At 64.1% G+C, this 20,881-nt stretch carries 18 protein-coding genes; 6 read left to right on the forward strand and 12 right to left on the reverse strand.

The features are described from left to right. Positions 1-3: 3 nt before the first annotated feature. Genes LO55_RS05175 through LO55_RS05195 form a run of 5 tightly spaced genes read right to left on the reverse strand, consistent with a single transcriptional unit; the run spans position 4 to position 5,106 of the window. Positions 4-2,202, reverse strand: a complete 2,199-nt coding sequence (locus LO55_RS05175) for a type IV pilus secretin PilQ (protein ID WP_071360703.1) — start codon at positions 2,200-2,202, stop codon at positions 4-6. A 12-nt stretch (positions 2,203-2,214) separates the two neighbouring features. Beyond that, positions 2,215-2,763: a pilus assembly protein PilP gene (locus tag LO55_RS05180; RefSeq protein ID WP_071360704.1), complete on the reverse strand. Its 549-nt coding sequence runs from the start codon at positions 2,761-2,763 to the stop codon at positions 2,215-2,217. Further along, positions 2,760-3,455 carry a type IV pilus inner membrane component PilO gene (locus LO55_RS05185; protein ID WP_005663365.1) on the reverse strand — a complete coding sequence of 232 codons (696 nt, stop codon included), beginning with the start codon at positions 3,453-3,455 and terminating at the stop codon, positions 2,760-2,762. Before LO55_RS05185 ends, LO55_RS05180 begins: the two co-directional genes overlap by 4 nt. Next, positions 3,452-4,084: a PilN domain-containing protein gene (locus LO55_RS05190; RefSeq protein ID WP_071360705.1), complete on the reverse strand. Its 633-nt coding sequence runs from the start codon at positions 4,082-4,084 to the stop codon at positions 3,452-3,454. The genes LO55_RS05185 and LO55_RS05190 overlap by 4 nt, the downstream gene beginning before the upstream one ends. Beyond that, positions 4,084-5,106 carry a pilus assembly protein PilM gene (locus LO55_RS05195; RefSeq protein ID WP_143054454.1) on the reverse strand — a complete coding sequence of 341 codons (1,023 nt, stop codon included), beginning with the start codon at positions 5,104-5,106 and terminating at the stop codon, positions 4,084-4,086. The genes LO55_RS05190 and LO55_RS05195 overlap by 1 nt, the downstream gene beginning before the upstream one ends. 363 nt (positions 5,107-5,469) lie before the next feature. On the opposite strand from LO55_RS05195, the gene LO55_RS05200 reads away from it, so the two are divergent. Continuing rightward, positions 5,470-7,803 carry a penicillin-binding protein 1A gene (locus tag LO55_RS05200; protein WP_071360706.1) on the forward strand — a complete coding sequence of 778 codons (2,334 nt, stop codon included), beginning with the start codon at positions 5,470-5,472 and terminating at the stop codon, positions 7,801-7,803. 63 nt (positions 7,804-7,866) lie between these two features. On the opposite strand, the gene cyaY is transcribed toward LO55_RS05200, so the two are convergent. Then, on the reverse strand, positions 7,867-8,196 hold the full coding sequence (gene cyaY, locus LO55_RS05205; RefSeq protein ID WP_071360707.1) for an iron donor protein CyaY: 330 nt from the start codon (positions 8,194-8,196) through the stop codon (positions 7,867-7,869). Positions 8,197-8,237: 41 nt separating this feature from the next. Here cyaY and lptM point away from each other — a divergent pair, with 41 nt between their 5' ends. The 3 genes from lptM to LO55_RS05215 all read left to right on the forward strand — a co-directional run bounded on the left by lptM (position 8,238) and on the right by LO55_RS05215 (position 12,067). Beyond that, complete coding sequence (gene lptM / locus LO55_RS25685) at positions 8,238-8,429, forward strand: LPS translocon maturation chaperone LptM (RefSeq protein ID WP_143054455.1); 192 nt, start codon at positions 8,238-8,240, stop codon at positions 8,427-8,429. Beyond that, positions 8,429-9,712, forward strand: a complete 1,284-nt coding sequence (lysA, locus tag LO55_RS05210; RefSeq protein WP_071360708.1) for a diaminopimelate decarboxylase — start codon at positions 8,429-8,431, stop codon at positions 9,710-9,712. The genes lptM and lysA overlap by 1 nt, the downstream gene beginning before the upstream one ends. Positions 9,713-10,054: 342 nt before the next feature. Then, on the forward strand, positions 10,055-12,067 hold the full coding sequence (locus LO55_RS05215; protein WP_071360709.1) for an acyltransferase family protein: 2,013 nt from the start codon (positions 10,055-10,057) through the stop codon (positions 12,065-12,067). Positions 12,068-12,079: 12 nt separating this feature from the next. Here LO55_RS05215 and msrQ read toward each other — a convergent pair whose 3' ends face one another. From msrQ to LO55_RS05240, 5 genes are all read right to left on the reverse strand, one after another. After that, positions 12,080-12,703: a protein-methionine-sulfoxide reductase heme-binding subunit MsrQ gene (gene msrQ, locus LO55_RS05220; RefSeq protein ID WP_071360710.1), complete on the reverse strand. Its 624-nt coding sequence runs from the start codon at positions 12,701-12,703 to the stop codon at positions 12,080-12,082. Further along, positions 12,703-13,680 carry a protein-methionine-sulfoxide reductase catalytic subunit MsrP gene (msrP, locus tag LO55_RS05225; protein ID WP_071360711.1) on the reverse strand — a complete coding sequence of 326 codons (978 nt, stop codon included), beginning with the start codon at positions 13,678-13,680 and terminating at the stop codon, positions 12,703-12,705. Before msrP ends, msrQ begins: the two co-directional genes overlap by 1 nt. A gap of 132 nt (positions 13,681-13,812) precedes the next feature. After that, positions 13,813-14,991: a c-type cytochrome biogenesis protein CcsB gene (gene ccsB / locus LO55_RS05230; protein WP_071360712.1), complete on the reverse strand. Its 1,179-nt coding sequence runs from the start codon at positions 14,989-14,991 to the stop codon at positions 13,813-13,815. 24 nt (positions 14,992-15,015) lie between these two features. Further along, positions 15,016-17,109, reverse strand: a complete 2,094-nt coding sequence (locus LO55_RS05235; protein WP_071360713.1) for a cytochrome c biogenesis protein ResB — start codon at positions 17,107-17,109, stop codon at positions 15,016-15,018. A 119-nt stretch (positions 17,110-17,228) separates the two neighbouring features. Then, on the reverse strand, positions 17,229-17,903 hold the full coding sequence (locus LO55_RS05240) for a c-type cytochrome (RefSeq protein WP_005663386.1): 675 nt from the start codon (positions 17,901-17,903) through the stop codon (positions 17,229-17,231). Between the two features lie 143 nt (positions 17,904-18,046). On the opposite strand from LO55_RS05240, the gene yihA reads away from it, so the two are divergent. Further along, positions 18,047-18,802: a ribosome biogenesis GTP-binding protein YihA/YsxC gene (yihA, locus tag LO55_RS05245; RefSeq protein ID WP_071360714.1), complete on the forward strand. Its 756-nt coding sequence runs from the start codon at positions 18,047-18,049 to the stop codon at positions 18,800-18,802. Positions 18,803-18,821: 19 nt separating this feature from the next. After that, complete coding sequence (gene hemB, locus LO55_RS05250) at positions 18,822-19,829, forward strand: porphobilinogen synthase (RefSeq protein ID WP_071360715.1); 1,008 nt, start codon at positions 18,822-18,824, stop codon at positions 19,827-19,829. A gap of 62 nt (positions 19,830-19,891) precedes the next feature. Here the strand turns inward: hemB and LO55_RS05255 are convergent, their stop codons facing one another. Continuing rightward, complete coding sequence (locus tag LO55_RS05255; RefSeq protein ID WP_071360716.1) at positions 19,892-20,833, reverse strand: hypothetical protein; 942 nt, start codon at positions 20,831-20,833, stop codon at positions 19,892-19,894. Positions 20,834-20,881 lie beyond the last annotated feature (48 nt).

The raw sequence follows: 20,881 nt of genomic DNA on the forward strand, positions 1-20,881 counted from the left end.
GGTTCAGCGCGTGCCCGCCACGTTCTCGTTCACGATCTTCGGGGTGATGAAGACCAGCAGCTCGGTCTTGCTGTGCTCGACGCCGCTGGTCTTGAACAGGTAGCCCAGCAGCGGGACGTCGCCCAGCAGCGGCACCTTGGTCACGTTGTTGCGCTCGGTCTGCTGGTAGATCCCGCCCAGCACCACCGTGCCGCCGTTCTCGACCATCACCTTGGTCTTGACGTGCTGGGTGTTGATCGCGAAGCCGGCGCGCGTCTCTTCACCCTTCGAATCCTTGTTGACGTCCACTTCCAGCACCACGTTGCCGTCCGGCGTGATCTGCGGCGTCACTTCCAAGCGCAGGTTGGCCTTCTTGAACGAGATCGAGGTGGCGCCGCTGCTGGTCGCCTGCTCGTAGGGCAGCTCGACGCCCTGCTCGATCACGGCGACCTGCTTGTCCTCGGTGACCACGCGCGGGCTCGAGATGATCTTGCCCTTGCCGTCGGCTTCCAGCGCCGACAGTTCCAGGTTCAGGAAGCGGTTGGCGGCCGACGAGAACAGCGAGAACGCCAGCGTCGAGGCCGGGACGCCGCCAATGCCGGCCGCCGGCAGGTTGACCATGGTGGTGTTGTCGATGCTGGTGGTCGCCGGGGTCTGGCCCGTGACCTGCCCCACGCCGGCCAGGTTGCCGCCGATGGCGACGCGCTCGTTGCCGCTGATCTGCCAGCCGGAGTCGCCGCCGCGCTGGGTGCGCAGGTCGTTGAAGCCGAGCTTGGCGCCGAGGTTGCGCGAGAAGCCGTCGTTGGCCTCGACCAGGCGCGCCTCGATCAGCACCTGCTTGGAGGCGATGTCGGTCTTCTGGATCAGCTTGCGGATGTCCTCGATCCTGGCGGCGATGTCGGTCACGAACAGCTGGTTGGTGCGCGGATCGATGATCGCGCTGCCGCGCCGCGACAGCACGCGGTTGCGCCCGCCCGCATCGCTGCTCGCGGTGGCGCCGCCGGCGTCCAGGCCGAACACGTTGCGGAACGATTCCGCCTTCTGGTAATTGAGCTGGAAGATCTCGGAGCGCAGCGGCTCGAGTTCGGCGATCTGGGCGCGCTGCTCGAGCTCGAGCTTTTCCTTGGTCAGCAGTTCTTCCTTCGGCGCGATCCACACCACGTTGCCGTTCTTGCGCTGGTCCAGGCCCTTGGCGGTCAGGATCACGTCCAGCGCCTGGTCCCACGGCACGTCCTTCAGGCGCAGGGTCAGCGAACCGGTCACCGAGTCGCTGGCGATGATGTTCAGGCCCGAGATGTCGGCCACCGCCTGCAGCGCGGCGCGCACCTCGACGTCCTGGAAGTCGAACGACAGCTTCTCGCCGCGATAACCCTGCGGGTTGTCGCGCGAGCCCGGGCTGCTGCGATTCGGGTCGCTTTCCACCTTGCGCACCTCGACCACGAGCTGGGTGTCGCTCTGGAATACCGACTGTTCCCAGTCGCCTTGCGCCTCCACCGTCATGCGCACATTGTCGCCCTGGGCCAGGGTCGAGACGCGGGTGACCGGCGTGCCGAAATCGGTCACGTCCAGGCGCCGGCGCAGCGACTCCGGCAGGCGCGCATTGAGGAAGTCGACGGTCACGCCGCCGGCGGTCTGGCGCACGTCGACCGCCACCTGGTTGGCGGGCAGGTCGACCACGACCCGGCCGGCGCCATTGGCGCCGCGGCGAAAGTCGAGGTCGCGCAATTGAGGGCGCGTCGCGGGAAGCGACGCTCGCGCCGCCGCAGCGGCCGGCATGCCGCTGGCGTCGAGCGCGCGCGCCACGCCGCCCGAGCCTTCCACGGTCACGATCACCGACTTGCCGTCGATCGTGGTGGCGTAGTTCAGGGCGCGCGCCAGGTTCAGCACCAGGCGGGTGCGCTCGCCGGCCTGCACCACGTTCAGGCTGCGCACGTCGCCCAGGTTCAGCTCGTGCACCGTCTTGCCGGTGGCGTTGGCGGTGGCGCCGAAATCGAGCGCGATGCGGGACGGGTTGGTGATCGCGAAGCCGATCGGCGCACGCGCCGGGACCTCGCGCATGGTCACGTTGATGACCACGTTGCTGCCCTGCTGGTTGGCCGTGATCGACTCGATCGCATTGCCCTGGGCCAGGGCGGCGCCGGCGCACATCATGAGCATGAGTGCGGCCGCGGCGCGCGCCAGCCAGGCCGGCGGGGCGAAGCGAATCTTGACGTTGAAGGTCATCTACTGCTCTCCTTATTTGGCTGCGCGGCTCTGCAGCTCGATGTGGGCCATCCGCTCCACCCAGTCGCCAGTGGCGTCCTGTACCGATTCCCTGATCTCGACGGCGCCCTCGCTCACACGCGTGATGCGCCCGTAGTTCTGTCCAATCCGCTGGCCGCTGCGCACCCGGTACAGCGAACGCTCGACCTGCAGCAGCGCGTAGTTGACGCCGCCCTTCTGGATCGTGCCCACCATCCGCATCGTGTCGAGCGGGAAGGTCTCCAGCAATTCCTTCGGCCGCTCGAGATCGGGCTGGTTGGCATTGCCGCCGGCCTGCGCCATGCGCGCCATCTCGCCCAGCAGCTTGGTGGGATCGAAGGGGTCGAGCGCCGCGCGCGGATCGTAGCCATAGGGCTCGAAGGTCTTCGGCTCCGGCAGCGGCTTGACCTTCGGCACGGTCTGCTTTTCCACCCCCTTCATCCAGGCCCGGGTCTCGCCCACGCCGCCGTCGCCGCAGGCGGCCAGCAGGCTGCCCGCCATCAGCAGCGCGCCCATGCGCCCCATCGCTCGTGCGCGCATCATTTCTTGCCCCCGGTCTTGGCCTTGCCCTTGCCCTTCTTGCCCTTCTTCTTTTCGGCCGCGCGCGCGGCGCGCTGGGCCGCCAGCTCTTCCTGGTCGAGGTAGCGGAAGGTCTTGGCCACCGCCTGCAACCCCAGGCTGCCGTCCTTGCCGGCCAGCAGGGTCAGGTTGTTCAGCGTGACGATGCGCGGCAGGTTGGCCATGTCGGCGGCGAACGCGCCCATGTCGTGGTAGCGGCCGCTCACCTTGATATCGATCGGCAGCTCGGCGTAGTAGTCGCGCACCACTTCCTGGCCCGGCTTGAACAGCTCGAACTGCAGGCCGCGGCCCACGCCCGACTGGTTGATGTCGGACAGCAGCGAATACATTTCGGACTTGCTCGGCAACTGCTTCTCCAGGCGCACCACGTATTGGTCGACCTGCGCCTTCTGCGCCTTGAGCGCTTCCAGGTTGATCGCCTGCGCCATCTTGGTCTTGTACTCCTCGCGCAGCTTCTGCTCGTCGCGCGCGCCACGCTCCTGGGCCGCGAACTGGTCGCTCCAGTAGAAGTAGTAGCCCAGGCCGACGACCGCCGCCATCACGCCGGCGGCGCACAGCAGGCGCGGCGCCAGCGGCCACTGGCCGGGCGGACGGCCCTGCAGGTCCTGGAACTGCGCCGCCAGCCGGGCGCCGAGTTCTTTGATGTCGATGTTCATGACTTCTCCGCCGCGCGCTTGCCCCCGGCCGGCTTGTCGCCGTGCGCGGCCTCGTCGCCCTCGTCGCTCAGGCGCGCGCGCTTGATCGACACGCCGAGCGTGAACTCGACCACCTTGCGGCTGGCCTTGCCCTGGGCCAGGCTGACGGCGCGGACCTCGGTCAGGTCCGGGTCCTGCAGCCACGCCGATCCGCTCGACAGGTTGCGCAGCAGTTCGGCCACCCTTTCCTGCGACTGGGCGTTGCCGGTCAGGATCACGCGCTGGCCGCTCTGCTTGACCGATTTCAGGTGCACGCCTTCCGGCGTCTGGCGCACCAGCTCGTCGAGCAGGTGGACCGGCTGGTTGCGGTCGCCCTGCAGGTCCTCGACCGCCTGCTGGCGCGCCTGCAGCGCGGCGATTTCTTCCTTCAGGTTGGTGATCTCGCCGATCTTCTTGTCCAGCTCCGCGCTGGCTTTTTTCAAGACCTCGTTGCGCTGGTTCTGGACCGAGATCTGGCTGGCGTTATAGGCGCCGACCAGCATCACCACGATCGCGCCCAGCACGCCGCCCAGCGCCATCAGGGCGACGAAGGCGGCCTGCTTCTGCTTGCGCTTGGCTTCGCGGTGGGGCAGCAGGTTAATCCGGATCATCAGCCGAACCTCCGCAGCGCCAGGCCGCAGGCGACCAGGTAGGCCGGGGCGTCCTGGCGCAGCTGGTGTTCGCGCACGCCGGGGCCGAGCTGCATGCCCTCGAAGGGCGCCGCGAGCAGCGTCGGCAGGCGGGTGCGGCCGGCCACGACGTCGAGGATCCCGGGCAGCAGCGCGCAGCCGCCGGCCAGGTACAGCTGGTCGATCCGGGTATACGGGGTCGAGGTGTAGAAGAACTGGATGGCGCGCGTGATTTCCAGCGCCGCGCTTTCCAGGAACGGCGCCAGGATGTCGGCGCGGTAGTTCTCGGGCAGGTCGCCCGCCTTCTTGCGCGTCTCGGCTTCTTCGAACGCCATGCCGTAGCTGCGCACGATATCCTGGGTCAGCGCGTTGCCGCCGAACGGCTGCTCGCGCTCGTAGACCGCTTCGCCGTTCAGCAGCACCGACACGTGGGTGGCGTGGGCGCCGATCTGGAACAGGGCCACGATCTGGTCCTGCCGCGGCAGGGCGGCGTGTTCGAGCGCGCCGCGCGCGGCGTACGATTCGATGTCCATCACGGTGGCGGTGAGGCCGGCGGCTTCCGCGATCGCGACCCGGTCCTCGACCTTTTCGCGGCGCGCGGCGGCCAGCATCACTTCCATGTCGTCCAGCGAATTCGGGGCCGCGCCGATCACGTCGAAGTCGAGGCTGACCTCATCGAGCGCGAACGGGATATACTGACTGGCCTCGGACTCGACCTGCACTTCCAGCTGGTCTTCCGACAGACCGGCCGGCAGGATGATCTTCTTGGTGATCACGGCGGCGGGCGGCATGCCGAGCGCCACGTGGCGGGCGCGGGTGCCGCTCTTCTTCCAGACCCGGCGCACCGCGTCGGCGACCTGGTCCATGTTTTCGATATTGCCGTCCACCACGGCGCCGCGCGGCAGCGCCTCGGTGGCGTAGCGCTCCAGGCGCACGATGCCCTTGCCTGCATCGGCCAGCTCGACCAGGCGGACGCCGGACGTGCTGATATCGAGCCCGACCATCGGCGGACTCGATTGTCCAAACAAGGACCCCAGATTGATCACCAATACACTCCTGTGGCTGCAGAATGAGCTTGAAAGGCCCGGAATTGCATGTTGTCGTAAATAAAACAGCTATTTACTTCTTATAACTTTCTTATAAAAATCCGGTACTTACGTGCAGCACCGCATCGGATCGTAGCAACAAAGGATGACTACGGACAAGAAATTTCTGCACTGGAACACTCCTTTCCGGGGCGTGCGCGCCACACTCCGGCGTTTTCATTGCCAGGCCAATATTGCCCTTGAGTTCCGTTAAGCTCCGTCGAGTATCGGGCACCAAACCGCTGCCTTATAATGAGGCGGATCAACAAAGCGAAAGTCAGCATGAAAGAGAAACAAGCAGCCTCCTCTTCCTCCGCGAAGTTCAGCCCCAAACGCCTGGTCCTGATGGCGGTCGCCGGCCTGTTCGGCCTGGGCGCCATCGGCGTGCTGGTGGTCGTGTTCGCCCTTGCGATGGCCTACCCGAACCTGCCGGCGCTGGACACCATCACCGACTACCGGCCCAAGATGCCGCTGCGTATCTTTACAGCCGATAACGTCCTGATCGGCGAATTCGGCGAGGAGCGCCGCACCCTGGTCCACTTCAAGGACATCCCGGACGTCATGAAGAAGGCCGTGCTGTCGATCGAGGACGACCGCTTCTACGAGCACAGCGGCATCGACTACTGGGGCATCCTGCGCGCCGCTTTCCACAACGCCACCAGCGGCTCGCGCCAGGGCGCCTCGACCATCACCCAGCAGGTCGCGCGCAACTTCTTCCTGTCGTCCGAGCAAACCTTCAAGCGCAAGGCCTACGAGGCCCTGCTGGCCTGGAAGATCGAGAAGAACCTCTCCAAGGACCAGATCCTCGAGCTGTACATGAACCAGATCTACCTGGGCCAGCGCGCCTTCGGCTTCCAGTCAGCGGCCCAGATCTATTTCGGCAAGGACTTGCGCGACATCACCGTGGCCGAAGCGGCCATGCTGGCCGGCCTGCCGAAGGCGCCGTCGGCCTACAATCCGGTCGTCAACCCGACCCGCGCCAAGACCCGCCAGCAATACATCCTGCAGCGCATGCACTCGCTCGGCTACATCAGCGAGGCGCAATACAACCAGGCGAAACAAGAGCCGCTCAAGATCAAGTCGGACAGCACCGCCTTCGGCGTGCACGCCGAGTACGTGGCCGAGATGGCGCGCCAGCTGGTCTACGAACAGTTCAAGGAAGACACCTATACCCGTGGCCTGAACGTGTTCACCACCATCACCAAGGCCGACCAGGACGCCGCCTACCTGGCCCTGCGCCGCGGCGTGATGGACTACGAGCGCCGCCGCCCCTACCGCGGTCCGGAATCGTTCATCGAGATCCCGGGCGCCAAGCTTGACGCCGACGAAGCGATCGAGGCCGAGCTGGCCGAGCATCCGGACAGCGACAACATCATCGCCGCCGTCGTCTTGCAGGCCAGCGCCACCCAGGTCCAGGCGACCATCGCCTCGGGCGACACGATCACGATCTCGGGCCCGGGCCTGGCCTTCGCGCGCGCCTGGCTGTCCGACAAGGCGGCCCCGAACCGGCGCGTGCGCCGCGGCGCGGTGATCCGCGTGATGCAGGACGACGAGTCGAAGTGGCTGATCACCCAGATGCCCGAAGTCGAATCGGCGTTCGTGGCGGCCAATACCGAGGACGGTTCGATCCGCGCCCTGGTCGGCGGCTTCGACTTCAACCGCAACAAGTTCAACCACGTGACGCAGGCCTGGCGCCAGCCGGGTTCGTCGTTCAAGCCCTTCATCTATTCGGCCTCGCTCGAGCGCGGCCTGTCGCCGGCGACGATCGTCAACGACGCCCCGATCAGCTTCGACGCCGGCCAGACCGGCGGCCAGGCGTGGGAACCGAAGAACTACGACAACAAGTACGAAGGTCCGATGACCATGCGGCGTGGCCTGATGCAGTCGAAGAACATGGTCTCGATCCGCGTGCTGAACAAGATCGGCGCCCGCTACGGCCAGGAATTCGCGAGCCGCTTCGGCTTCGAGCCGGAACGCAATCCAGCCTACCTGACCCTGGCGCTGGGCGCCGGCGCGACCACGCCGCTGCAGATGGCCGGCGCCTATGCGGTGTTCGCCAACGGCGGCTACCGCATCAGCCCTTACCTGATCTCGAAGGTCACCGACAGCGACGGCAAGGTGCTGTCCGAAGCGCGTCCGGCGCGTTCGGGCATTGAAGCCAATCGCGTGATCGACGCCCGCAACGCCTTCCTGATGGACAGCATGCTCAAGGACGTGGTGCGCCACGGCACCGCGGCCAAGGCGATGGCGCTCAAGCGCACCGACCTGGCGGGCAAGACCGGCACCACCAACGACTCGATCGACGCCTGGTTCGCCGGCTACCAGCCGAAGGTGGTGGCCATCGCCTGGATGGGCTACGACAAGCCGCGCAACCTGGGCGCGCGCGAGACCGGCGGCGGCCTGGCGCTGCCGATCTGGATCGGCTACATGCAGAAGGCGCTCAAGGGTGAACCCAACGTCGAGCGCGAGGTGCCGGCCGGGCTGGTGCAGTACGGTTCGGATTACTACTATGCCGAGACGCCGCCGGGCAGCGGGGTCGAGACGCTGGACGTCGGCCCGCCGCCGGCGCCGGAACAGCAGAAGGAGCGTGATGCGGTGAGGAACGAGTTGTTCTGATCGGCACGGTGCAGAAATGACAAAGGCGGCCAATGGCCGCCTTTGTCGTCGATGGCCGGTACTTCAGACCAGCGACACCTGCGCCCCGCCCTGCTCGCTCGCATACCTGGACAGCGACGCGAAGAACTCGCTGTCGTCGCGGGTATTGCGCCATTCGTCGCCCACGCGCTTGTAGTGGTAGCCGCCCGAGCGCGCCGCCACCCACATCTCCTGCAACGGCGCCTGGCTGTTGACGATGATCTTGGAACCGTTGTCGATGAACTCGATCTCCAGCACGTTGCCGCTGCGCTTGCATTCGACGTCGATCACGTCCTCGTCGTTCAGGCGATCGAAGGCGTCCTCGATCTGCTTGAGGGTCAGGTCGGCAAGGTCCAAAAATTCGGTTTCGGTCATGCTACACTCCAAAATCTGCTAATCAAACCGTGATTCTAATCGTGAAGTCCTCTCTTGCGCTTCTCCCGGCCGCTGTTTTGCTTGCCGCCCTGTCGGGCTGCGGCCAGACCGGCGACCTGTACATGCCGACGCCGCCGGCAAGGCCGACGTCGGCGCCGCCCGCGGCACCGGTCGACCAACCACCGCAGCCCGTCCCTTCGAACAACGCCTCCACCCCTGCCCCGCACCGCTGATGTCCTATTTTTCGCACCAAGACGGCGTCCTGCACGCCGAAAACGTTTCGCTGTCCGCCATCGCGGAACAATTCGGCACGCCGACCTACGTTTACTCGAAAGCCGCCCTGCTCGAGAACTTCAGCGCCTACCACGACGCCTGCCAGGGCCGCGACGCCCTGGTCTGCTACGCGATGAAGGCCAATTCGAACCTGGCCGTGCTCGACCTGCTGGCGCGCCAGGGCGCGGGCTTCGACATCGTCTCGGGCGGCGAACTGCTGCGCGTGATCGCGGCCGGCGGCGACCCGGGCAAGACCATCTTCTCGGGCGTCGGCAAGACCGTCGAGGAGATGCAGCTTGCACTGGAAAAAGGCATCCTGTGCTTCAACGTCGAATCGATCCCCGAACTGCACCGCCTGAACGAGGTCGCCGGCAAGCTCGGCATGCGCGCCCCGGTCTCGCTGCGCGTGAACCCGAACGTCGACGCCAAGACCCACCCGTATATTGCGACCGGCCTGAAGGCCAACAAGTTCGGCGTGGCCTTCGACGATGCGCTCGACACCTACCGCACCGCCGCCAGCCTGCCGCACCTGGACGTGGTCGGCATCGACTGCCATATCGGCTCGCAACTGCTGGACGACGCCCCGCTGCTCGAAGCCCTCGATAAGCTGATCGAGCTGATCGACACCCTGCACGCCGAGGGCATCCACCTGCACCACCTGGACATCGGCGGCGGCATCGGCGTCGACTACGGCGTGGCCGGCGACAAGCCGCCGGTGCCGGTGGGCGACTATCTGGGCCGCCTGTTCAAGCGCATCGACGCCTGGCGCTTTGATCAACACGGCGGCCAGCCGATCAAGGTGATCTTCGAGCCGGGCCGCTCGATCGTGGCCAACGCCGGCGTGCTGCTGACCAGGACCGAATTCCTGAAACCCGGCGCCGAGAAGAACTTCTGCATCGTCGACGCCGCGATGAACGACCTGATGCGTCCGACCCTGTACCAGGCCTGGATGGGCGTGCAGCCGGTGACCCCGCGCGACGGCGAAAAACTGGTGTGGGACATCGTCGGCCCGGTGTGCGAGTCGGGCGACTGGCTGGCGCGCGAGCGCGAACTGGCGCTCGCGCCGGGCGACCTGCTGGCCATCATGACGGCCGGCGCCTATGGCATGACGATGGCGTCGAACTACAACACCCGCGGCCGCGCGGCCGAGGTGATCGTCGATGGCGACGCCACCCACCTGGTGCGCCGGCGCGAGACACCAGCCGAGGTGTTCGCGCTCGAAACGATGATCAATCAGGCATAGCGGCAACCCGTACAGGGATTCCTTCATCGCGCCACCGGGCTCCCGGTGGCGCCCCACGCCTCTCTGCCAGCCGCCATTCGGCAGCGCCGGACGACGGCGACATCGATCCAAACGCCCAGGCCAGCAACTCTACCAAGGGCGCCCTTCATTCCGCTTCATCGGACGTTTCATTGCTGTCGATAACGCGATGAAAACGTGAATTCGCTTCAATCCGATATCACCTTGTGACGTATTTAAGGCACAAATGGTATTTAAGCAATATGGCGGGAAGTTAAATATATTGCACTACTCATTAGCATGAGTATAATTCTTTTCTGCAATATATAACTTCTCGACATTTGTATGGTTCAATCAGTCACCAAAGTTCGCGCCGATATCCAGGCATTGCGAGGACTCGCCGTGCTTGCAGTGGTCTTCTACCACGCAAAAATAGGTGCAATCAATGGCGGGTATCTTGGCGTGGACATTTTTTTCGTCCTGTCGGGATTCTTGATCACGAGCCTGATCAAAAAGGCAGTCGAGGATGACAGCTTCAGCTACAAGTCGTTCCTGGCTCGACGCGCGAAACGGCTGCTGCCCGCAGCTTTTGTCACCTTCCTGTTCACATCGCTGGCAGCGCCATTTCTGCTTGGTGCTCAGGAACTCGCGGATTTCTGGCATCAGTTATTCGGAGCGCTGACCTTCTCGGCCAACTTTGTGCTGACCAGCCAATCAGGATATTTTTCCGGCGCGGCCGAGTTAAAACCGCTCCTGCATGCCTGGTCATTGGCAGTTGAAGAGCAGTATTACTTCATCCTTCCAGCGATCTTCCTGTTTTTCCCCAGAAAAGCCTGGCTCCCCGTCCTGACCCTGCTGACGCTCGCCAGCATGGTCCTGTGCTACGTCCATCGAGGCGAGGCGTCGACGTTTTTCCTGCTGCCGACCAGGGCATGGGAACTGCTCATCGGTTCGCTGGGTGTGTTTTTGATCGAGATTCGGTGGATCAGGATCCTTGCTGGAAAGCTGGCGATTCTTTCCGCACTCGGGCTCCTGGCCTGTCTCATCCTGACATTCTATTCGTTTCACCCTGGTCCGCAGGCATTATTGATCTGCCTGGGTACACTTGCCGTGATACTGGCGAATCATCCCTTGTTGCAACGTGGCGTGATCGTCGAAACACTGCATAAGGTTGGCGATATTTCTTATTCCCTTTATCTGGTTCACTGGCCGATTTTTGCCTTCTATAACAACATCGTACTTGGCAATGAAAACACGCTCACCCAGTACCTTATCCGCGCTGCGCTGATCGTATTATCGTTCTTGCTTGCGTGGATACTGCACCGTCATATCGAAGAGCCTTTCAGGCATGGGAATCTGCATGGTTACTATCGTCCCGCCATGGCAGCCACTTGCGTGACATTGATGGCCTTGGGCGTAGCGCAGGCTGTCATTACAAAAAAACCTGAAAAAGACTATGCCTTTGCCCGGCGCGCCAATACGGGATTCGCGCCAGCATGTGCAAGTGCAACGCATTTTCTTCCCAGCGAATCGTGCCAGAATTCAGAAACACCAACGGTACTTGTGTGGGGAGATTCGTTTGCCATGCATCTCGTTCCGGGCTTGTCACACGAATCCATCTTTCCGAAACACATCGTGCAGGCGACGATGGGTCGTTGCGGTCCTTTGATTGGGCTGGCATCGGTCGAGTTCAATAGCGAGCAATGGGCGAAAAAGTGCATCGAATTCAATGACACGGTTCTTTCTTATTTGAAGAAAAACCCGGAGCTTCGTACCGTAATTCTTTCCAGCCCGTTGACGCAATATACGAGAAACACGACCGTGATCGAGCGGGTTGCGTTGGGGGACGAACCAGCGCGAGTTACCGGCACGCTGCCAAGGGGCCATGCCGGCCTGGCGCGGACCGTCAGCGCAATCCGTGCATTGGGGCGTGATGTCATTCTGGTTGCACCACCTCCCTCGTCAGGTTTCGATATAGGCCGCTGCCTGGAACGGCGCGATCGAGGACAGTGGATTGGTGGCGTCGACGAACAATGCAGGATCAAGCGCGAACAGTATCTGCAACACGGGCATAACGTACTGGCATTGCTTCATCGGGCGGAAAAAGAAATGAACCTGCCAATCGTGCGATTCGATGCCATCTTGTGCGACGACCGGTTTTGCCGTACTCGTATCGACGGCGTCAGCCTGTACCGCGACGAAGGGCATCTATCCTATGAAGGATCCATCGCATTGTTTGGTCTCGCCGAAACACAACTGCAGCTCCGGCGCGCCATACAGCGGAGCGCAGAACTCTCCAGTCAGACTGCCGAACGCAGCAAAATGATCGACGCCTCATTGCCGCCGCGCAGCCTGTAGGACGCGCCGCAGTCAAACGCGCGCAGCTTGGGGCTTGCGCCTGAAATGCCAGAATGCCCGCGCGCCCAGCAGCAGCGCCATGATCGCCCCGAACAGGATCGGCTGCGCGAAGTCGCTCTTGCCCTCTTTCATCCACCAGTAGTGCAGGATCGCCAGCGGACCGATCGCGTAGATCAGCCGGTGCAGCCATTGCCAGCGCTTGCCGCCCAGGCGCTTGATCATCGCATTGGTCGATGTGGCCGCCAGTGGGATCAGGAGCACGAAGGCGATGAAGCCGACCAGGATGAACGGCCGTTTCACCACGTCGGCCAGCATCGCCGACACGTCGAAGAAATGGTCGAACCACAGGAAGGCGATGAAGTGCACCAGCGCATAGAAGAAGGTGAACAGCCCGACCATGCGCCGCAGCTTCACCAGCCAGTTCCAGCCCGTCAGGCGCCGCAGCGGCGTGACCGCCAGCGTGATGCACAGGAAGTACAGCGCCCATTCGCCGCTGATGCCGGTGATTTCCGCCAGCGGATCGGTGAAGGCGCCGGTGGCGGTTCCCCACACCAGGCGCGCGAAAGGCAGCAGCGAGAGGATAAAAACGGCCGTTTTTACCCACCCGACCTGTTGATTGGAAAGCTGCAGCGCCATCAGTAATAGCGCTTCAGGTCCATGCCCGTGTACAGCGAGGCGACCTGGTCATAGCCGTTGAACATCAGCGTCTTGCGCTTCGGCTGGAACAGGCCGGTCTCGCCGATGCGACGTTCGCTCGCCTGCGACCAGCGCGGATGGTCGACGTTCGGATTCACGTTCGAATAGAAACCGTATTCGCGCGGCGCAGAATCGTTCCAGGCGGTGCCCGGCTGGCGACTCACCAGGCGGATGCGCACGATCGACTTGGCCGACTTGAAACCGTATTTCCAGGGCACGACCAGGCGCACCGGCGCGCCGTTCTGGTTCGGCAGCACCTGGCCGTACATGCCCATCGTGAGCATGGTCAGCGGATGCATGGCTTCGTCGATGCGCAAGCCTTCCACGTAGGGCCAGTCGAGCACGCCGCTCCTCAGGCCCGGCATCTGCTTGCGGTCAGCCAGGGTGGTGAATTCGACGAACTTCGCGTTGCCGGTCGGCTCGACCTGCTTGAGCAGGTTCGACAGCGAATAACCGACCCAGGGAATGACCATCGACCAGCCTTCGACGCAGCGCAGGCGGTAGATGCGTTCCTCGAGCGGGGCCAGCTTGAGCAGGCTGTCGATGTCGAGCGTGAGCGGCTTGTTGACCTCGCCCTCGATGCGCACGGTCCAGGGCCGGGTGCGCAGGGTGTGCGCGTTCTCGGCCGGATCGCCCTTGTCGAGGCCGAACTCATAGAAATTGTTGTAGCCGGCGGCGTCCTTGAACGGGGTCTGCTTCTCGTCGGTGGACAGCGCCACGTTGGCGCGCGCCGCCAGTTTCTGACCAGCGGTCTGGGCGAAGGCGTCGCGGTTGGCCATCTCCCACATGCCGCTGCCGACCGCCGCCGTGGCGGCCATGCGGGCAATAAATTGGCGCCGCCCGGTATAGACCTCTTGCGGCGTGATTTCGGACGGGAACGGAAGATCGAGTCCGTTGGGATGACGTTTGAACAGCATGGCTGGCCTCGGGAACTGGTGTTTTGCTTACATTACACGAAGTTCCCTTAAGCCAGCGTTAGGGTGGACGGCTACGCCGTCCACGCGGTGATGATTGGCCGCCCGGTCATCCGGCACGCGCACGGAGCCGGTTTACAGCTCGCCGTACGAGTGCAAGCCCGACAGGAACATGTTCACGCCCAGGAAGGCGAAGGTGGTCACCAGCAAGCCCACCAGCGCCCACCAGGCCGCCACGCGGCCGCGCAGGCCGGTCATCAGGCGCATGTGCAGCCAGGCCGCGTAGTTGAGCCAGACGATCAGGGCCCAGGTCTCTTTCGGGTCCCACGACCAGTAGCCGCCCCAGGCCTCGGCCGCCCACAGGGCGCCCAGGATGGTGGCGACGGTGAAGAAGGCGAAGCCGACCGAGATCGACTTGTACATCACGTCGTCCAGCACCTCCAGCGGCGGCAGGCGGTCGGCCAGGATGCCGTGCGACTTGAGCAGGTAAGCGGTGCCGACCATCGCCGCCAGGGCGAAGGTGCCGTAGCCGATGAAGTTGGCCGGGACGTGGATCTTCATCCACCAGCTCTGCAGCGCCGGGACCAGCGGCTGGATCTGGGCGGCGTCGCGCGACACCGTGTACCACAGCAGGAAGGCGACCGCGGCGCCGATGATCAGCATCACGAACGGGCCCAGCTGGCGAGTGGCGTAGTGTTCTTCGTAGTACAGGTGGAACAGCGCGGTGATGATCGCGAACAGGATGAACACTTCGTACAGGTTCGACACCGGGATGTGGCCCACGTCCGGCCCGATCAGGTAGCTTTCGTACCAGCGCACCATCATGCCGACCGAGCCGATCACGACCGCGGCCCAGCACAGGTTGGCGCCGACGCCGCCGCCGAACTTGCCGCGGCTGAACAGGCCGACCCAGTAGAACACGGTCGAGAACATGAACAGCGCGCTCATCCACAGGATGGCCGAGCCGCTCGACAGCATGTATTTCAGGAAGAACTTCTGCTCGGCCGCCGCCAGGTTGCCGTCATACATCGAGATCGCGGCCAGCGACAGCACGCCGACCAGCGGCACCAGCCAGCGCATCGGCTTCCAGTACCAGCCCAGCGCCGCGAATACCGGCGCGGTACAGATCAGGATGATTTCTTCATAGATGTCCATGAAATGGCCGTATTGGACCTGGGCGTACAGGGCTCCCGCCAGCAGCGCGATGCCGTACAGCCAGTCGGCCGCGGTCAGGCGGCGGAAGTAGCCGACCTTTTCCTGGTATTTGTCGGTCGAGCGCGCCGGGGCGCTATTTTTCGTTTGGGACAGTTCCATCATTTTCTCCAGATCGTCGCCAGCTTACGCCGGTTGCGGCAGCTTGACCGACAGCTCTTCGTATTCACGCTCGAAATCGAGCGTCTTGCGCTGGGTGCTCATCGCCATCAGGGCCTCGGCCCCGCCATCGACGTCGCGCACCCAGATCCAGACGCGCCGCTCGCGGATGTAGAACATCGCGAACACGCCCAGCGTCAGCAGCAGGCAGCCGAAGTAGACCACATTCTTGCCCGGCGAGCGAGTCATCTGCAGCACCGACGCCTTTACTTCGGTGAAATCGTCCAGCTGCAAATAGACCGGGGCGCCGTACAGGAAGCTGTCCGACAAGGCATTGGTGGCCAGTTGCAGGAAGCGGCCGTTGGCGTCGGTCGGCTCCGCCGCGGCATCGCCGTTCTTTTCGCGCGCCACCTGCCACAATTCCCACAGCGCGCCGTTGAGCATCTTCATGAAGATGCCGGCCGCCTTTTCCTGCTCGGCCTGCGGAATCTGTTCCAGGAAGCGGGCCACGCCGACGAAACCGCCGCGGCCGTCGCTGCCTGCGAAGATGTCGAGCGTGCGCGCGGCCGAGTCCTTCAGCTGGCCGGCCAGCGCGCCGCCGCCGCGCTGCTCGGCGCTCAGCGCGCGGCTGGCGTAGCGGCTGGCCGCCTCCTGGCGCGCGGCCGGATCGGACAGCGCCGCGCGCAGGCGCATCCAGTCGCCCACGCCGTGGCGCTCGTCGGACGGGATGCGCAGGAAGCTGAAGTTCTCGGACGGATTCGAGCGCACGCCGGCCAGGTAGACCTGGGCGCCTTCGAGGGTCAGCGGCTGCATGTAGTTCATGTATTCGCGCGCCTGGCCGGTGTGGTCGCGCAGCTTGTACTGCACGCTGGGGCCGACGTTTTTCAGGTCCTTGTTGGCGTCCGGGTCGGCCGCCGCGCCGGAGGCCTTGCCCAGCGTGGCCGACAGCTGCGCATTAAAGCCGACGTTCTTGCCCACCGCGCGCGCGTCGTTGCCCTGGGCGACGTTCTCGACGTTGAAGGGACGGAAGCCCGACCACTCGACGGCATAGGTATCCTTGCCGAAGGTGAGCTCGGTCGCGCCATTGACTTCGCCTTCGATCGGGAAGCTGGCCGCGCTGGCGCCCGTCATCGGGAAGCCGGTCAGCCTGAGCTTGCTGCCGCCATCGTCAAAGCTCGACTGGTAGACGGCGATGCCCTTGTAGATCAGCGGATGGTTGACCTTGATCGTCGACTCGAACTTGTGGCCGTTTTCCAGGTCGTGCACCACGACGTCGCTGGCGAACAGCTTGGGCATGCCGGTCGAATAGAACTCGATGTGGAATTTCTTGAGCTCGATCCCGAACGGCAATTCCTGCACCAGCACGCCGGACGGCTGGTTCAGGATCGCGGTATGGCTGGTCTGGCCCTCGGCGATCGCGGTATTGCCGCGGAAGCTGGGATTGCTGGTGCTCAGGCGATGCTGGGCCGGGATCTCGGCGATCACGCCGCTGCCGGTGAACGGCGTCTTGCCAAAGAACCATTGTTGGACACGCACGGGGAGTTCCGAATCCAGCATGCCGCCCAGCAGGATCACGATGATCGAGGTGTGGGCGAAGATATAGCCGAACTTGTTGCCGGCGCCCTTCTTGGCCGAGACCAGGACAGCGCCTTCCTTCTCGACGAGTTTGGTGGCATAGCCGGCGTGGCGCAGGCGCAACGCGCTCTGCTCGGCCAGCGCGGCGCGCGACAGCGGCGCCTGCCAGTCGGCCTTGTGGTGGAAATTGCGCAGCGATTCGACACGCACGTTCTCGCGCCAGCTGCGCATATCGCGCAACATCTTCGGCGTGTTGCGCACCACGCACAGCGCGGTCGAGACGATCAGCACCACCAGGATGACCAGGAACCACCAGCTCGAATAGACGTTGTACAGGCCGAGCTTGTCGAAGATCTCGAACCAGAACGGCCCGAACTGGTTCACGTAATTGGGCATCGGCTCGTTCTGCTTGAGCACGGTGCCAATGACGGAGGCGATGGAGATGATGGTGAGCAGGCTGATCGCGAAGCGCATCGAGGAGATCAGCTCGACCGCCTCGGCCAGCCAGGGGCGGCGGGTATTCAGTTCAATTCCGGTGGTGCTCATACTCTACAACTTTCATCCTGCGCGAAAGCGGGTCCGCGCGTGGAAAAAAGGGCGTCAGCTCGACGCTGCCGCCCTCTTCCGTTCATCTCATGCTCATGCGTAGCGCTAAAGCAACACTCTTAGCGTAAGCCGGCGATATAGTCTGCCACTGCACGCATCTCTTCCGGCGACATCCGTTGCGACAGCACCGTCATCTGCGGGCTGTTGGCGCGGGTGCCGGTCTTGAATGCTTCCAGCTGGGCCGTGGTGTAATCCTGGTGCTGGCCAGCCAGGCGCGGGTATTGCGCCGGGATGCCGTTGGCAGTGGCGCCATGACAGCTGGCGCAGGCAGCCACGCCTTTTTCCGCAATGCCGCCGCGATAGATCTTGCGGCCCAGCTCGACGGTTTCCTTGTTCTTCGCCGCGCCGGGCTTGTGCGCCTGCGTCGCGAGCCAGGCTGCGATATCCTTCTTCTCCTGCTCCGTCAGCATCTTGGCATAGGTCGTCATGATCGGCTGCTGGCGGTGCGCGGTCGTGAAGTCGACCAGCTGCTTGTGGGTATACGTCGCGAACTGGCCCGACAGTTTCGGATTGATCGCGATCGTCGAATTGCCGGCCGCGCCGTGGCAGGACAGGCAGGACGGCAGGCCGCGCGCGGCGTCGCCCGCTTCGTACAGGGCGCCACCTTTGGCTGGATCGGCTTTGACCGCTGGCGCGGTTGCGGCGGACGCCGCCATCGCCGCCGGTAGTCCCCCAAAAACAGTCAGCGAAGTAACCAACAGTGTTTTAAGCAAGGGGGACGTCAACCGATTCATAACTGGCACCTTATAAAGTCAAGATTGAAAGTTCAGTGCAGCGCTTTGATCTACCCGCCAGTGGGCGGAGCAGCAATCAACCCCTTATTGTACAATAGCTTTGTTTCCCCAACGCCATTTCATGGCCCTTAATCCCTCTCCCAATGTCCAGATTATGGCAAGCCCGGTTCTTCACGACCGTTAACCAGTTGCGCGATTTGCCAGGCACGCAAGTACCGGAAATCGCCTTCGCCGGGCGCTCGAACGCCGGCAAATCCACAGCGATCAATATCCTGACCAACCAGAAGGGTCTGGCGTTCGCGTCCAAGACGCCTGGCCGTACCCAGCACATCAATTACTTCTCGATCGGCGGCGCCCACGTGGGCCAGCACCGCAAGGATGCGGTCCGGGTCGACGAGATCGAAGCGCTGCTGGTCGACCTGCCGGGCTACGGCTATGCCGAAGTCTCGGGCACCGCCAAGCTGCACTGGCAGAAGCTGCTGGGCGACTACGTCCAGCGCCGCGACCAGCTGGCGGCGCTCATCCTGATCATGGATTCTCGCCGCCCGTTCACCGACCTCGACGTCCAGATGCTGGAGTGGTTCGCCCCGACCGGCAAGCCGATCCACTGCATCCTGACCAAGGCCGACAAGCTCAACCGCAACGAGTCGACCAATGCCCTGCGCGAAGCGCGCGCCGTGCTCGACAGCTATGTCGACGAGGAAGGCAATGGCTTCCCGTTCACGGTGCAACTGTTCTCGGCGCTCAAGCGCATCGGCATCGAGGAAGCGGACGCGAAGATCCTGGAACTGGCCGGACTCAGCGGCAGCGAGGACGAATACGAGGAAGAAGTAGAGGAAGACACCGGCAACGAAGAAAGTGCTGCGCCGTCGGCGGACGACGATAACCCTGCCGCCTGATTTTGCAAGGACGATCAAGATGACCATTATTACCTCCGCCTATCCGGCGGCCCGCCCGCGCCGCATGCGGCGCGACCCATTCTCGCGCGCCATGATGCGCGAAAACACCATCACCGCCGCCGACCTGATCTACCCGGTCTTCGTGCTCGAAGGCCAGGACCAGCGCCAGCAGGTGGCGTCGATGCCGGGCGTCGAACGCGTCTCGCTCGACCTGCTGCTGAAAGTCGCCGAAGAATGCGTTTCGCTCGGCATCCCGGCCATGGCGCTGTTCCCGCTGGTCGACCAGTCGGTCAAGACCTATGACGGCATCGAGGCGACCAACCCGGACGGGCTGGTGCCGCGCGTGGTGCGCGAACTGAAGAAGAACTTCCCGGAACTGGGCGTGATCAGCGACATCGCGCTCGACCCGTACACGACCCACGGCCAGGACGGCCTGCCGGACGAGAACGGCTACATCGTCAACGAAAAGACGATCGAGATGCTGGTGAAGCAGGCGCTCACCCACGCCGAGGCCGGCGTGGACATCGTGGCGCCGTCGGACATGATGGACGGCCGCATTGGCGCCATCCGCCAGGCATTCGAAGCGCAGGGCCACATCCACACCCGCATCATGGCCTATTCGGCCAAGTATGCATCCGCCTTCTACGGTCCGTTCCGCGACGCCGTGGGTTCCAGCGCCAACCTGGGCAAGGCCGACAAGAACACCTACCAGATGGACCCGGCCAACAGCGACGAGGCCCTGCGCGAAGTGGCGCTCGACCTGGCCGAAGGCGCCGACATGGTGATGGTCAAGCCGGGCATGCCCTACCTGGACGTGGTGCGCCGTGTGAAGGACGAGTTCAAGGTGCCGACCTTCGCCTACCAGGTCAGCGGCGAGTACGCGATGCTCAAGGCCGCCGCGCTGAATGGCTGGCTCGATCACGACAAGGTCATGATGGAGTCGATGATGGCCTTTAAACGCGCCGGCGCCGATGGCGTGCTGACGTATTTTGCGCTGGATATCGCGCGCAAGCTGAAGGCGGGCTGATCGCGCCGCGCGCATGAAAAAACCGTGCCGAGGCACGGTTTTTTGTTGGCGTCGACAATGCGTCAGCGTCCCGGCACCGGCCTGTAATCCGGGAACATCTCCTTGTACAGGAAGGTCATCAGCTGATCCGTATCCTGCGGCCTCGCACTGAGCTTCACCACGCGCCCCAGGCGGTGGGAATCCCACTCGAAATCGCCCTTCTTCTCGCGCCGGATCAGCTCGATCATCTTCTTGATGACGGCGGTCTCGATGTCGCGCTCGCTGCCCTGCTCCACCGTCACCGCCGTCAGCCAGCGCCGCTTGAAGCTCGGGTTCCAGCCGCGGAACTTGAGGTCCATGGTGTTGAAGGTCTTGTTCGAGACCGAGAAGATGCCGCCCGTCTCGTTGCTGTCGTCGGTGCCGCGGCCATTGATGGCGGCGATGTTCGCCAGCGCATTGCGGGTGCCGCGCGCGGCGTCGCTTTCCTCGGCCGGCACTTCGGCGCCGGTCGGGGCGCCGCGGCGCTCGCGCTGGGCCTTCACGTAGGCCGCCATGTCCATGTCGGGCGGGACTTCGGTGGGTGGCTGCTGGCGCTGCGGTTGCGGCGGCGCCGGCGGCGCGGGACGCTCGTCGGGCACCGTGATGGTGTCCGGCAGGCGCTGGACGATGATGCGCTCCTGCTCCACGCGCGGCACCGGCGGCGCCGGCAGGGGACGCGGCGTCGGCCGCGGCGCGGCCTCGACGGGTGAGGTTTCCTGCAATGGCGCCACATAGACCACCTGGCTGTCGCCCTGGTCTTCCGAGGCCGGCCGCGCCGTGCGCTGGTCCTGCTCCTTCGGTTCATAGAACCACAGCAGCACCAGCAACAGGTGGACGGCGATCGTGCCCGCCACGCCGAAGCGGTTCGGCTTCTTGCGCCCGTAGGCTAGCCCCAGCCCATAGCGCGGCCCCGTCGGCGGCAGTGGCTGCCCGCAATGGGAACACACTTCGCTGTCCTGGTCGTAGGTGTGGGAATGGTCACGCAAGATCGATCGATTTCCTGGAAGCCACGTCTAAAAAAACGGCAGAGAGCC

The sequence above is a fragment of the Massilia timonae genome, from assembly GCF_001866515.1.
GTDB classification, from domain to species: Bacteria; Pseudomonadota; Gammaproteobacteria; order Burkholderiales; family Burkholderiaceae_D; genus Telluria; species Telluria timonae.

Coding starts and splice junctions, on each gene's coding strand:
- LO55_RS05175 (WP_071360703.1), bottom strand. CDS start 2,202: ATGACCTTCAACGTCAAGATTCGCTTCGCCCCGCCGGCCTGGCTGGCG.
- LO55_RS05180 (WP_071360704.1), bottom strand. CDS start 2,763: ATGATGCGCGCACGAGCGATGGGGCGCATGGGCGCGCTGCTGATGGCG.
- LO55_RS05185 (WP_005663365.1), bottom strand. CDS start 3,455: ATGAACATCGACATCAAAGAACTCGGCGCCCGGCTGGCGGCGCAGTTC.
- LO55_RS05190 (WP_071360705.1), bottom strand. CDS start 4,084: ATGATCCGGATTAACCTGCTGCCCCACCGCGAAGCCAAGCGCAAGCAG.
- LO55_RS05195 (WP_143054454.1), bottom strand. CDS start 5,106: ATGGTCGGGCTCGATATCAGCACGTCCGGCGTCCGCCTGGTCGAGCTG.
- LO55_RS05200 (WP_071360706.1), top strand. CDS start 5,470: ATGAAAGAGAAACAAGCAGCCTCCTCTTCCTCCGCGAAGTTCAGCCCC.
- cyaY (WP_071360707.1), bottom strand. CDS start 8,196: ATGACCGAAACCGAATTTTTGGACCTTGCCGACCTGACCCTCAAGCAG.
- lysA (WP_071360708.1), top strand. CDS start 8,429: ATGTCCTATTTTTCGCACCAAGACGGCGTCCTGCACGCCGAAAACGTT.
- LO55_RS05215 (WP_071360709.1), top strand. CDS start 10,055: ATGGTTCAATCAGTCACCAAAGTTCGCGCCGATATCCAGGCATTGCGA.
- msrQ (WP_071360710.1), bottom strand. CDS start 12,703: ATGGCGCTGCAGCTTTCCAATCAACAGGTCGGGTGGGTAAAAACGGCC.
- msrP (WP_071360711.1), bottom strand. CDS start 13,680: ATGCTGTTCAAACGTCATCCCAACGGACTCGATCTTCCGTTCCCGTCC.
- ccsB (WP_071360712.1), bottom strand. CDS start 14,991: ATGGAACTGTCCCAAACGAAAAATAGCGCCCCGGCGCGCTCGACCGAC.
- LO55_RS05235 (WP_071360713.1), bottom strand. CDS start 17,109: ATGAGCACCACCGGAATTGAACTGAATACCCGCCGCCCCTGGCTGGCC.
- LO55_RS05240 (WP_005663386.1), bottom strand. CDS start 17,903: ATGAATCGGTTGACGTCCCCCTTGCTTAAAACACTGTTGGTTACTTCG.
- yihA (WP_071360714.1), top strand. CDS start 18,047: ATGTCCAGATTATGGCAAGCCCGGTTCTTCACGACCGTTAACCAGTTG.
- hemB (WP_071360715.1), top strand. CDS start 18,822: ATGACCATTATTACCTCCGCCTATCCGGCGGCCCGCCCGCGCCGCATG.